We start from the raw sequence: 12,821 nt of genomic DNA, 5'->3' as shown, positions 1-12,821 counted from the left end.
CCCTTCCAGGGCGCGCGGCAAAGTCGTACCAGACGCAAGAAGACACGCCGTCGCCGGCGAACCATCGGATTGATGAGGAGAGACATCATGAACCACCGCAAGAGTCTGCTTTCGGCAGCCATTTTCAGCTGTCTGGTGTTCGGCGCGCAGGCGCAGGAAACCTCGACCACCCCCACCGACCTGGATACAGTCAGCGTGGTGGGTATCCGCGCCAGCCTGGAAAAGTCGCTGGATACCAAGCGCAACAACGTGACCATTTCCGAGGCGATCACCGCCGAGGACATCGGCAAGTTCCCCAGCACCAACGTGGCCGAGGCGCTGTCGCAGCTGCCCGGCATCTCACTGGACCGTCGCTTCGGCCAGGGTGAGCGAGTCAGCATCGACGGCACCGACCCCAGCCTCAACCTGTCCTTCCTGGATGGCCACCCGGTCGCGCAGGCGATCTGGCTGTACGGCGAACAGCCCAACCGCGGTTTCGACTACACCCTGCTGTCGCCGTTGATCCTGGGCCGCATGGAAGTCATCAAGTCCTCCGAAGCGCGCCTGACCGAAGGCAGCCTGGGCGGCACCATCCTGATGCACACCCGTCAGCCGCTGGACATGCGCGCCAATGAAGTGGCCGCCTCGATCGGCTACAGCTACAGCGACCAGGCCAGCAAGGGCAAGCCGAACGCCTCGGCGATCTACAGCTGGAAGAACGACGAGGAAACCTTCGGCATCAACGTGGCCGCGCAGCACTATGAAGAGCGCGTGGACCGCCAGGGCATGGAAGTGTTCGGGTACGCCAAGGCATCCACCTTCACCAATGCACCGGGCGTGGACCCGAACGCGGATGTGCCCAACTCGGTCAACGCGGCGTGGTTCCAGCAGGACCGCAAGCGCGACAGCGCCGTGGTCAACCTGCAGTTCAAGCCGACCGATGAGCTCGAGTTCAACCTGAGCGGCCTGTACATCAAGGAGAACTTCGACAACTACAACCAGTCGATGTACTCCTTCCTGACCTGGAATCCCGGCACCATCGGTGCGGTGAACCAGCTCGGCGATGTGCGCAACGGCGTGGTCAACAGCGGCCACTCCAACGCCAGTGCCACCGCCAACAGCGGCACGGTGATCTACGACAACAACGTGCGCGAATCCGAAGTGACCACCAAGGGTCTGGACCTGCGTGGCGCCTGGAAGGGCGAGGGCTGGGGCATCAGCGGCCAGGTCGGCCAGAGCAAGTCCGAGAACAAGGACCTGGCCCAGTACTTCATCGAACCGTTCTACAACGGTGGTTTCAGCTGGAACCTGGACAAGGGCATCACCTTCGACAACCCCGAGGCGGCCCGCAACCCGGCCAACTGGGGCTCGGCCGGTGGCTGGTTCGGCAACAACGGCATCTTCTCCACCGACAGCAAGGACACCTACGCGCAGCTGGACTTCAATGTGCAGTTCGACAGCATCTTCAACCAGCTGCAGTTCGGCGTGCGCCACGGCAAGCATGAAGAGAGCTTCGATCTGAACGTGTATGGCGGCGTGCGTCCGGGCACCCTGGCCGACGTCGGCACCATCGGGCTGACCGACATCCAGGGCTTCGCCGATGGCCAGGGCCGTCATGTCCAGGTCGGCCGTGACAACGTGCTGAACTGGGTCAAGGGCAGCCCGCTGGACTTCGCCAACCCGGATCCGGCCAGCTACCTCAACAACAGCTGGGCGCTGGAGCAGACCAACAACGCCGCCTACGCGCAGTTGAACTTCTCCAACGGCCCGGTGCGCGGCAACGTCGGTGTGCGCTACGTGGATTCCAAGACCGCCGGCAGCGGCTTCGTCTACGGCGGCACCCCCACCCTGACCGACTTGGACAGCAAGTGGCAGACCCAGACCAAGAAGGAAGACTTCCTGCTGCCCTCGGTCAACCTGGTCTATGACACCGACAGCGACTGGGTCTTCCGCTTCGGCGCCAGCAAGGTCATCGCGTGGGCGCCGTACAACCAGATGGTGAACAACACCTTCCTCAACGACACCACGCTCACCGGCAGCGGCGGCAACGCAGCCCTGTCGCCGTATGAGTCCTGGAACTACAACCTGTCGGCCGAGTACTACTTCGCGCCGCAGTCGGTGGTGGCCTGGTCGCTGTTCTACAAGAAGATCGACAACTACATTGATACCAGCGCCGTCACCGAGCGCCAGTACAACTCGATCCGCGATACCTCGCCGGCCACCTGGGCCAACATCGTGGGCACCAACGGCTGTACGGCCGACGGCTACTGCGACTACAGCATCCAGCGTCCGCGCAATGCCGGCAGCGGTCACGTCAAGGGCTTCAACCTCAGCTACCAGCAGCCCTTCGGCGAAAGCGGCTTCGGCCTGACCGCCAACTACACCTACGCCAACGGTGAGAACAACTCCGGTGATGCGCTGCCTTACCAGTCGCGCAACTCGGTCGCGTTCAGCCCGTACTACGAAAAGGGTCCGATCAACGCCCGCCTGACCTACAACTGGCGTGACAGCTACCTGGCCGGCGGCTACGTCGCAGGCTCGGCACCGGCCAGCGTGGACGACTACGCCGAGCTGGGCGCCAGCTTCGGCTACACCTTCAACGAAAACTGGTCGGTCACTGTTGACGCCCAGAACCTGCTCGATGAAGAGTACTTCCAGTACCTGGGCGACAAGGATCACCTGGCCTCGCGTTACAAGAGCGGCCGCCGCTACATGGCCACCCTGCACTTCAAGTTCTGATTGCCCCGGTAGTACGCTGCACACCTGAAACGGGCCCGGATCTCCGGGCCCGTTTTCACAGGTGGAACCCGAATCGCTACAAAGGAATGACCCGATGCACACCCGCACCCGTCGTACCTCGCTGTCGCTGCTTTCCTTCGCACTGGCCCTCTCCATCGCACCGCGGGCCCAGGCCACCGATGCGCAGGCACCGGACGGCCCGCGTGCCCGAGCCGGCTCGCTGATGCTGATCCCCGCGCCCGCCAAGGTCGACCGCCTCGAGGGCGCCGGCTACACAGTGACGGCCGCCACGCAGGTTCATGCACAAGGCCAGGCCGCCCAGCGCGTCGCCACGCAGTTCGCCACCCTGCTGCGTGACAGCGGTGGTCCGGCGGTGACGGTCAACGCAGGACGCGAACAGAACGGCATCCGCTTCGTGCTCGACGCCGCGCTCAAGACCGGTGCCGAGGGCTACCAGCTGCGTTCCGACGCGCGTGGCGTGACCGTGCAGGCCGCCACCGAAGCCGGCCTGTTCTACGGGGCGGCCACGCTCTCGCAGCTGCTCACCGGCGGCAGCGATGGCAAGCTCCCGGCGCTGCGCATCGACGATGCGCCCCGTTTCAGCTGGCGTGGCCTGATGCTCGATTCGGCCCGCCACTTCCAGAGCCTGGATGAGATCAAGCAGGTCCTCGATGCGATGGCCGAGCAGAAGCTCAACACCTTCCATTGGCATCTCACCGATGACCAGGGCTGGCGCATGGAGATCAAGCGCTACCCGAAGCTGACCGGCGTCGGCAGTTGCCGCATTCCGGCCGGTGATGGTGGCCGCGATCCGGTCACCGGCGCCGAGCGCCCGTACTGCGGCTTCTATACGCAGGACCAGATCCGCGAGGTGATCGCGTATGCCGCCGCGCGCCATATCCAGGTGATTCCCGAGATCGACGTGCCCGGCCACGCTACCGCCGCGATCGCGGCCTACCCGGAACTCGGCACCACCGAGACACCGCTCAAGCCGCTGAGCGAATGGGGGGTGTTCCCCAATCTGTTCAACACGGAAGACAGCACCTTCACGTTCCTGGAGAACGTGCTGGAGGAAGTCATCGCGTTGTTCCCGGCCAAGTACGTGCACGTGGGCGGCGATGAAGCGGTCAAGGACCAGTGGGAAGCCTCCGCGCGGGTGCAGGCACGCATGCGCGAGCTGGGTGCCGGCGATGAAATGGAGATGCAGAGCCACATCATCAAGCGCCTGGAAACCTTCCTGGAAAAGCACGACCGGCGCCTGATCGGCTGGGATGAAATCCTCGAGGGCGGGCTTCCGCCGGAAGCCACGGTGATGTCCTGGCGCGGCACCGAAGGCGGCCTGAAGGCCGCCAGCGAGGGTCACGACGTGGTCATGTCGCCGGTGACCGACATGTACATGGACTACCTGCAGACCAACTCGCCGAACGAACCGCCGGGCCGCCCGGCGACGATTCCGCTGGGGCGCGTGTACGGCTTCGAGCCGGTGCCGGACGCACTGGCCAAGGACAAGCAGCATCACATCCTCGGCCTGCAGGCCAACATGTTCACCGAACACACGCGCAGCTACGCGCGCCTGCAGCACAACCTGTTCCCGCGCCTGGCGGCCGTGGCCGAGACCGGCTGGTCGCCGCGCGAGCGCCGCGACTATGCGGACTTCCTGACGCGCCTGTCGGCACAGCTGCAGCGTTACCAGGCGATGGGCATCGCGTATGCGCAGACGCCCTTCCAGGTGGAACTGGACAGCCGTGACGATCGCAGCGCCGGCACCGCAACGCTGGCGTTGAGTACGCCGCTCGGCTATGACATCCACTACAGCGTGGACGGCAGCGCGGTCACCGCGCAGTCCCCCCGCTACACCGTCCCGCTGCAGCAGCCGTTGCCGGTGGCGCTGCAGGCCGCCACGTTCTTCAACGGCCAGGCGTTGGCCAAGGCCGCCAGCCGCTTCGATGTCACGGCCACGTCGCTGCTGTCGCGGACCGACGAACATCTCGCGCAGTGCCCGGGCAAGGGCCAGCTGCTGCTGCGCCTGGAAGATGACGGCCCGACCGATGGCGAGCGTGCGATCTTCAACGTGGACATCTTCAACCCGTGCTGGTTGTGGAAGGACGCGGATGTGGATGGCATCGCCAAACTGCGCGTGCGGGCCGGGCAGATCCCGTACTACTTCCAGCTGGCCCACGACGAGCCGAACCGCCGCTTCGCGCCCAAGCGCAGCGCACACGGTGAGATGGACATCCTCGGCGGGCAGTGCACTGGCAAGCCGCTGGCCAGCGTGAAGCTGCCGGCCGCACCCGGCGCCGATGGGTTCATCACACTGGAGGCAGCACTGCCGCGTTCGCTCAAGGGTACGCAGAACCTGTGCGTGCGCTTCACCGGCGACACCCGGCCGACGATGTGGGTGCTGGATGAGATGACGCTGTTGCCGCGGTAACTCGGGCACCGGGGTGCCGGCCAGCGGCCGGCACTACCCGTCATGGGTCGCCTGCGTCACACGCATCAACCGCGCAGGCGCAGCAGCAGATCGCGCAGCGGGGTGAACACGATCGCCATGCCGGCCAGCACGCCAACGCTGTTGGCCAGCGCATCCATGGGGTCGGCCATGCGGTTGACGGTCAAGGCACCCTGCGCGACTTCGATGCCGATGCCCAGCGCGACCAGGCCGACTGCCGCCCAGATCAGCGCCGCGCGGCGCTGATAGATCTGCACCGCGGATGCGGCCAGCAGGAAATAGGCGAGGAAGTGCTCCACCTTGTCGCTGTTTTCCGGCAACGGGATCGGCGGCGGCGGGATCAGGCAGACCACGATGGTGCCGAGCACCGCCAGCCACCACAACGCCAGCCAGAACCGCGGCCAGCGCAGCGGCTTCAACACGGGTGTCGCCGCCACCTTACAGACGCCAGGTCAGATCGCCGAGTTCGAACGCCGCTTCGAAGTCGACATCACGCTGGAAGCCCATCACCTGGAAGCGCTCGCCCATCTCGGTGGGCAGCGTCAGCTTCTTGACCTGATCGCGCAGACGCACGCGGCCGATTTCATCGGTACGCGCATCGGCCTTTTCCAGCAGCGCGTCCAGCCCGTTACCAAGCAGGAAACTGGCCTGCGTGCAGTAACCGGCCAGTTCGAATCCGGCGCCGGTGCCGGATTCGGCCAGCGCGGTGAAATCCACCGAAGCGGTGAGATCCTGCAGGCCTGGCCAGCGGTACAGATCGTTGTGCACGTGGTGGCGGTAGAACGCGCGCACCGTGCCGTCGTCGCGGTCGTCCTGGTAATACTCGTTGCGCGGATAGCCGTAATCGACGAACAGCATCGCGCCGCGCTTCAGGCCGCCGGCGATCGCCTGGATCCAGTACGGCAGCTGCGGCAGCAGTTCGGACCGGTAACCATCGGCGAAGGGTTTTTCACGGTAGCGCTCTACGTGCCGGACTGCCGCGGTGAGCATCGCATCGGCCGGCTGCGCGCCACGCACGAACGCGCCCTGCTCATCCAGCTCAACGGTTTCTTCATAGATCATGCCGTCACGGGCGAGGAAGCGCGGCGTCGGCAACGCATCGATCACCTCGTTGGCGAACACCATGCCGTCCCAGTCGTCGTCGAACGGGCGGTCCAGCCACTCCACCAGGGCGAACACAGGCGGGATCAGCGCCTTCTCCAGGCGCTCGCGCTGACGCTCGCGCAGGTCCGCGCTGGGCTCCAGGATGGCGTAACGTTCGGGAAGCGCATCCAGCTCCAGCATGCGCTTGAGCATCACCTCGGCGAAGGCGCCGCTGCCGCCACCGACCTCCATGAAACGCGCTTCCGGGCCGAGCTGCTGCATCACCGGGGCGACCGCATTGGCCAGGGTCGCGGCGAACAGCGCGCCGATTTCCGGCGAGGTGGTGAAATCGCCGGCGGCACCGAACTTGCTGGCACCGGCGCTGTAGTACCCCCAACCGGGCGCATACAGGCTCAGCTCCATGAAGCGGGAGAACGGCATCGCGCCGCCGTTGGCGAGGATTTCAGCGCGCAGCGCCGCAGCCAGCTCGTCGCTGTGGGCCAGGGCGTCGGATTCGGGGGTGGGCAGTGGGGAATGCATGGCGCGGGCGATTGCGGTGACAATGCACAGCATAGCCTGAGCAGGGAGTACCCCCGATGACCGATACCGCCCCCGTGGCGCTGATCACCGGCAGCGCGCGCCGGATCGGCGCGGCCATCGCCCGCCAGTTCCACGCCTGTGGCTGGTCGGTGGTGCTGCATGCCCACACCTCCACTACCGAGCTGCAGCAGATGGCCTTCGACATGGACATGCTGCGCCCGGGCAGCGTGCTGGCCCTGCAGGCGGATCTGCGCGATGCCGATGCCCTGCCCGATCTGATCGACCAGACCGTGGCCCAGTTCGGCCGGCTGGACACGCTGGTCAACAACGCCTCCAACTTCTACCCCACCCTGCTCGGCCAGATCACCGCCGCGCAGTGGGACGACCTGTTCGCGGTCAATGCGCGCGCGCCGTTGCTGCTGGCCCAGGCCGCCGCGCCGCACCTGCGCCGCCAGCAGGGCAGCATCGTCAACCTGACCGATCTGCACGGTACCCAGCCGATGCGCGACCACCCGGTGTACGCAGCCGCCAAAGCCGCGCTGGAGATGGTCACCCGCTCGCTGGCGCTGGAGCTGGCGCCCAAGGTGCGGGTCAATGCGGTCGCGCCCGGGGCGATCCTGTGGCCGGAACAGGGCAAGGACGATTTCGCCCAGCAGGCGCTGCTGGCACGCACCCCGCTGGCCCGCACCGGCACGGTGGAGGAGATCGCCGAGGCCGTGTACTGGCTGGCTACCGAGGCCGCGTTCGTCACCGGTCACACGCTGCGCGTGGACGGTGGGCGCACGTTGTCATGACCGTCGCTTGGACCGCCACCCGGTAGTGCCTGATTACCCGGACACCAGCTCCATCGTCTCGAACGGCTCGCCGAACTGCCGATGGGCGCGCCACAGCGCCTCCAGGGTCAGCCCGCTGACCGGGTCGCGGAAGTCCGGGGCGATGTCGGCCAGCGGCTTGAGCACGAAGGCGTGCTTGAGCTCCGGCCGCGGAATGCGCAGATGGCCGGGGCCTTCCACGATCAGATCGCCGTAGAACACCACATCGATGTCCAAAGTGCGGTCACTGAAGCGCGGGCCGCTGCGGTCACGCCCGTGGGCATCCTCCAGCGCGTGCAGCCAGTCATCCAGCGTCTGCAGCGGCAGATCGGTCTGGATCGCCACGGCGTTGTTGAGGAAATCCGGGCCGTCGAAGCCGACCGCCGCGGTACGGTAGGCCGGCGAGACCGCGATCGCGCCGAAGCGCGCGCGCAGCGCCTCCACCGCGGCGTGAAGGTGCTGTTGCGGCTGCAGGTTGCTGCCCAGGCTCAGGAGCGCAGTGGTCATGGTATTCAGCGTACGTGGGGCGAATCCACACGGGGGCAACAGGGCCAACGCATAGAATCGGGGTGCACATCATAGGACACCGACATGACCTATTGCGTCGGCATCGAGGTGGACGAAGGCTTGGTCTTCGCCGCCGACACCCGTACCAACGCCTCGCTGGACGACGTGCGCGTGCACCGCAAGCTGCACGAGTTCGAGTTTCCCGGTGAAGCGGCCTTCGTCATCATGGCCGCCGGCAACCTGGCGACGACCCAGCTGCTGATCTCGCGCCTGCGCCGCGATGTGGAGGAACAACGGCCCGAGAACCTGCGCGCCTACCGCCACCTGTTCGAAGTGGCCGAGTACGTGGGTCGCGTGCTGCTGGACAGCCAGGTCAAATCCAGCACGCATGAGGCCGGGCAGGACGGCATCGTGACCCAGGCGACGTTGATCCTGGGCGGTCAGATCGGCGGCGAACATCCCGGCCTGTACATGATCTATCCGCTTGGCAACGCCATTGCGGCGTCGCCGGAGACCCCCTTCCTGCAGATCGGCGAGTCCAAGTACGGCAAGCCGATCCTGGATCGCATCCTGCGCCCGCAGACCCGCCTGGAAGACGCGGCGCGCACGGCCATCGTATCGCTGGACTCGACCATTCGATCCAACCTGTCCGTCGGCCTGCCAGTGGATCTGGTGCTGATCCGCAGGGATGACCTGCGGATCACCCAGCGCATGCGCCTGGCCGGTGACAGCCCGTTGTACGCGGAGATCCATGGCAGCTGGTCGCACAAGCTCGAACAGGCCGTCGCCAGCCTGCCCTCGTTCCCGTGGGAAGCCTGATCAGGCGGTCTGCAGCGCTTCGGCGACCGAACGGAACACCTGCTGCATTTCCAGCGGCTTGCGCAACACGTGCACGTTGATACTGGGCGGAAACACCGCCAGCGGCACGGCGACGTCGGCCTCCTCCAGCACCAGCGCCGGGCCACGGTAGCCCAGCGCGGCCATCTCGCCGAGCAGATGGCTGGCCGAGAGCAGCTTGGAGCCGGCATCAGCGATCACCAGGGCCGGCATGCTCTCCTGCTGCATCCAGCGCAGCGCGGCGGCGCCGTCGGAGGCCAACTGCAGGTGATAGCCCTGGCTGGACAACGCGTTGCCCAGCAGTGACAGCCGCGTGGCCTCGCCATCCACCACCAGGATTGACTGCCCCGCGCCGGCGATGATCGGCCCGTCCACGGTGTCGGCGGTGTCGGTCAGCACCTGCATCGGCAGCAGCACCTCGAACCGCGTGCCGATTCCGGGCGTGCTGTCGACCTGGATGGTGCCGTGCGCACCTTCGACGATGCGCTTGCAGGAAATCAGGCCAAGCCCGGTACCGGTCGCCTTGGTGGTGAAGAACGGATTGAAGAGATTGGACAGCGTCTGCGCATCCATGCCGATGCCTTCATCAGACACCGTGATCCGCAGCCAGTCCTCGCCATGGGTATCGGCGGCGGCCGCAGCACGCAACGTCAGCCGACCGCCATCGGGCATGGCCTGGATGCCGTTCAAGGACAGATTGAGCAGGACCTGCTGCAGCTCGGTGTAGTTGGCATCCACGGCCAGGCCATCGGCCACCTCCAGGTGCAGGGTGACCTTGGCCGGCAGGTTGCTGCGCAGGAGCAGCTCCACGCCTTCGAACAGATGGGCCAGGCAGATGTGTTCGCTCGTATTGCGCGAGCCGCGCACGAAGGAGAGCATCGATTCGGCCATCTCATGACCGCGTCGGCCGCACTCGGCGATGATGTCGGCCAGATGGTGCAGCTGCGGATCGTCGGTCCGTGCCTTGAGCAGGTCCGGCATGATCAGCAGCGGCTGCAGGATGTTGCGCAGATCGTGGCTCAGCCCAGCGGCCAGCAGCGACAGGCTTTCCAGGCGCTGGGCGCGCATCAGCTCGGCTTCCACCCGCTGGCGGTCCATCGCGCTGCGTGCTTCGCGCACGGCCCGGGCCACCGCCGAAGGCAGGCGCGCCGGCTGGTGCTTGATGATGTAATCGTTGGCGCCCTGGTGCAGAGCGGCCACGGCGTTTTCCTCGCCCATCGTGCCGGACACGAAGATGAAGGGCACCTCCGGCAACGCGGCGCGCACGATCTGCAGCGCTTCATTGCCGGAGAAGCCGGGCATGCTCAGGTCCGACAGCACGATGTCCGGCGCGGCGCGCGCCAGCGCCTCACGCAGTTCCTGCGCGCTCTCGACCCGCTCGAAGCCGGCCTCCAGGCCGGCGTCGAGCATCTGCTCGCACATCAGTTCGGCGTCTTCCGGCGAATCCTCGATCAGCAGGATCCGCAGGGCACCCAACGCAGGGCCGGTGAGCGGCATGGGCTTACTCGACCTCCGGTGCCTGGTTGATCAGACCCCAGAACTTGCCCAGGGTCTGCACCGCGCCGAAGAACTGGTCCACGTCCACCGGCTTGACGACGTAGGCGTTCACGCCCATGTCCCAGCTGCGGGCCAGGTCGCTTTCCTCGCGCGAGGAAGACAGGATCACCACCGGCAGCCGCTTGAGCTCTTCGGTGTTGCGGATCTCCTTGAGGACTTCAAGGCCATCCATGCGCGGCATCTTGATGTCCAGCAGCAGCACCGCCGGCAGGCCTTCGTCACGGTTGGCGAACGCGCCACGGCGCAGCAGGTAATCCATCGTTTCCACGCCGTCCTCGACGTGCACGATCGGATTGGCCAGGCGGGCTTCCTTCAATGCGTCGATGGCCATCTCGGCGTCGGCAGGGCTGTCCTCGGCGAGGAGGATGGTACGGAGAGCGGTCATGCGGCGGAGCCCTTGTTGATCGCGTCGAGCGCGGGGGGAAGTGAGAAGCGGAACGTGGCGCCCTGATCGACCGTCGATTCGGCCCAGATCCGGCCGCCGTGGCGGGTCAGCACGCGCCGGACACTGGCCAGACCGATGCCCGTTCCCGGGTAATCGCTGGCCTTGTGCAGTCGCTGGAACACCCCGAACAACTTGCCGGCATAGGCCATGTCGAAGCCTGCGCCATTGTCGCGGACGGTGAACAGGTGGCTGCCATCAGCCTGCAGTGTGTAGTCCACCTCAATCCGGGCCGGCTCGCGGTTGGAAGAATACTTGATCGCGTTGCCGAGCAAATTCAGCCAGACCTGGCGCATCATGTTTTCATCGGACACGATGATCGGCAGCGGCGCGATCTTCCACTCCACGTGGTGCGGTACGCCGCTGCTCTCGGCCTCGCTCTGCTGGTTGGCGTCGAGCATGGCGCGGGTATCGGCGACCAGCGACTGCATGTCCACCGCCTGCAGCCGCATGGCGGCCCGGCCAAGCCGCGAGTAGACCAGCAGGTCGTCGATCAAGGCGGCCATGCGCCGGGCCGAATTGGAGATGACCCCCAGGTAGTGCAGGGACTTCTCGTCCGCATCCTCACCCAGGTGACGGGTCAGCTTGTCCGAGAAGCCGGCCACGTGGCGCAGCGGGGCGCGCAGATCGTGGGAGACCGAGTAACTGAACGCCTCCAGCTCGCGGTTGACCTCCGAGACCTGCTCCACCTTGCCTTCCAGCTGGCGGTTCAGCTCTTCCACCCGCAGCTGCACGGCGCGCTGCACGGTGACGTCGCTGACCGTCATCAGCACCACCTCGTCATCCTTGTCCGGCAGCGGCATGCGCCGGGCATTGATCAGCATGATCCGCACGACATCATCGGCGGTGCGCTGTTCGTGTTCGTAATCCCACAGTTCGCGACCGCGCAGCAGCACATCGGTCAGGCGCTGGCGGACCACCGGATCGGCCCAGGCACCGTCGCCGACGCTGTCCAGCGCCAGGCCTTCGGCCGACGCATCCTCATCCAGCCCGTACAGCTCGGCGAACGCGGGGTTGTGCATCTGCACGCGCAGGCTGCGATCCAGCAGTACGATCGGCTCGCGCACGGTATGCAGCACCGAGGCGGCGCGCCCGGCCGAGCGCAGGGAGGCACGTTCGGCGGTCTCGCGATGGCCGATCTGACGGTGCAGCAGCCACAGCACCAGGCCCAGCAGCAGCAACTGCACCACCAGCGCCGACCAGGACACCAGCTCGCCCTGACGCTGCTGTGCGGCGAACAGGGCCGAACGCTTCTTGAGCAGCCGCTCTTCGCTGGCCTGCAGGTCTTCGACCAGGTTGCGGATCGGGTAGCGGGAGGTCAGATCGGCCACCAACTGGCGCTGATCTTCCGTCGGCGAGGAACGCGCCAATTGTTTGGCCAGCTCGATCCGGCGCTCCAGCATGGACTGGATACGGCCGATCCGGAGCAGCTGCTCAGGGTTGTCACGGGTCAGTTCGGCAAGCCGTTCGAGCCGGGCGGGGAGCTGGTCGCCACGGGCGACGCGCTCACGCAGGCCGGGGGAGTCGATGCCCTTGGACATCGTCAGCGCGGCCGATTCGACATCCAGCACATCGGCCTGGAGCTGGTACACCGCCACGCCGACTTCCTGGGTATGGGTGACCCAGTTCATGGCGTCGACGTTGTCGTCGGCGAGCTTGCGCAGGGTCAGCCACGGCACCACGATGATGGCCACGGCCGCCAGGGCCAGCGCCGGCAGTCGCCAGCGGTCCCAGATTTGATCACTGAACACCAGCGCCATAGTCCCTCTTCAGCTCGGTGCCATCGACGACCGACGCAGCCGGGAGGTCCGGCACTACGCTGCCCACCGGCGATGGCGAAGCGGTGAATATACTCCACCCGTTTGTGAATACGGGG

General features: G+C 66.3%; 10 protein-coding genes. 4 read left to right on the top strand and 6 right to left on the bottom strand.

What is annotated here, in order from left to right; all coding sequences use genetic code 11:
* Positions 1 to 87: 87 nt before the first annotated feature.
* Together AC13F7_RS02470 and AC13F7_RS02465 are read left to right on the top strand one after the other, a co-directional pair.
* A complete protein-coding gene (locus tag AC13F7_RS02470) occupies positions 88 to 2,718 on the top strand; it encodes a TonB-dependent receptor (protein WP_481469616.1) in 2,631 nt (876 codons plus the stop codon).
* 94 nt (positions 2,719 to 2,812) lie between these two features.
* Complete coding sequence (locus tag AC13F7_RS02465; protein ID WP_482999129.1) at positions 2,813 to 5,149, top strand: family 20 glycosylhydrolase; 2,337 nt, start codon at positions 2,813 to 2,815, stop codon at positions 5,147 to 5,149.
* Between the two features lie 65 nt (positions 5,150 to 5,214).
* Here the strand turns inward: AC13F7_RS02465 and AC13F7_RS02460 are convergent, their stop codons facing one another.
* Positions 5,215 to 5,604, bottom strand: a complete 390-nt coding sequence (locus AC13F7_RS02460) for a VanZ family protein (RefSeq protein ID WP_482999128.1) — start codon at positions 5,602 to 5,604, stop codon at positions 5,215 to 5,217.
* A gap of 1 nt (position 5,605) precedes the next feature.
* Positions 5,606 to 6,790, bottom strand: coding sequence for a class I SAM-dependent methyltransferase (locus AC13F7_RS02455; RefSeq protein WP_482999127.1), 1,185 nt, complete (start codon positions 6,788 to 6,790; stop codon positions 5,606 to 5,608).
* 56 nt (positions 6,791 to 6,846) lie between these two features.
* Between AC13F7_RS02455 and AC13F7_RS02450 the strand changes: the two genes are divergently transcribed.
* Complete coding sequence (locus AC13F7_RS02450; RefSeq protein WP_088434448.1) at positions 6,847 to 7,584, top strand: pteridine reductase; 738 nt, start codon at positions 6,847 to 6,849, stop codon at positions 7,582 to 7,584.
* Between the two features lie 33 nt (positions 7,585 to 7,617).
* Here the strand turns inward: AC13F7_RS02450 and folK are convergent, their stop codons facing one another.
* Positions 7,618 to 8,109, bottom strand: coding sequence for a 2-amino-4-hydroxy-6-hydroxymethyldihydropteridine diphosphokinase (folK, locus tag AC13F7_RS02445; RefSeq protein WP_481469609.1), 492 nt, complete (start codon positions 8,107 to 8,109; stop codon positions 7,618 to 7,620).
* Positions 8,110 to 8,193: 84 nt separating this feature from the next.
* Here folK and AC13F7_RS02440 point away from each other — a divergent pair, with 84 nt between their 5' ends.
* A complete protein-coding gene (locus AC13F7_RS02440; protein ID WP_482999126.1) occupies positions 8,194 to 8,928 on the top strand; it encodes a proteasome-type protease in 735 nt (244 codons plus the stop codon).
* On the opposite strand, the gene AC13F7_RS02435 is transcribed toward AC13F7_RS02440, so the two are convergent.
* The 3 genes from AC13F7_RS02435 to AC13F7_RS02425 are packed head-to-tail and all read right to left on the bottom strand — an operon-like array spanning position 8,929 to position 12,705.
* Positions 8,929 to 10,443, bottom strand: a complete 1,515-nt coding sequence (locus tag AC13F7_RS02435; protein ID WP_482999125.1) for an ATP-binding response regulator — start codon at positions 10,441 to 10,443, stop codon at positions 8,929 to 8,931.
* Between the two features lie 4 nt (positions 10,444 to 10,447).
* The gene (locus tag AC13F7_RS02430) at positions 10,448 to 10,888 is read right to left on the bottom strand and encodes a response regulator (RefSeq protein ID WP_346471350.1); all 441 of its coding nucleotides are present in this window, start codon (positions 10,886 to 10,888) and stop codon (positions 10,448 to 10,450) included.
* Positions 10,885 to 12,705 carry a sensor histidine kinase gene (locus tag AC13F7_RS02425; protein WP_481469603.1) on the bottom strand — a complete coding sequence of 607 codons (1,821 nt, stop codon included), beginning with the start codon at positions 12,703 to 12,705 and terminating at the stop codon, positions 10,885 to 10,887. The genes AC13F7_RS02430 and AC13F7_RS02425 overlap by 4 nt, the downstream gene beginning before the upstream one ends.
* Between the last annotated feature and the right edge of the window lie 116 nt (positions 12,706 to 12,821).

This window comes from Stenotrophomonas sp. K-6 (assembly GCF_056861555.1).
Note: the sequence above shows the minus strand (reverse complement) of the source record. Positions and strands in the feature narration are given on the sequence as shown.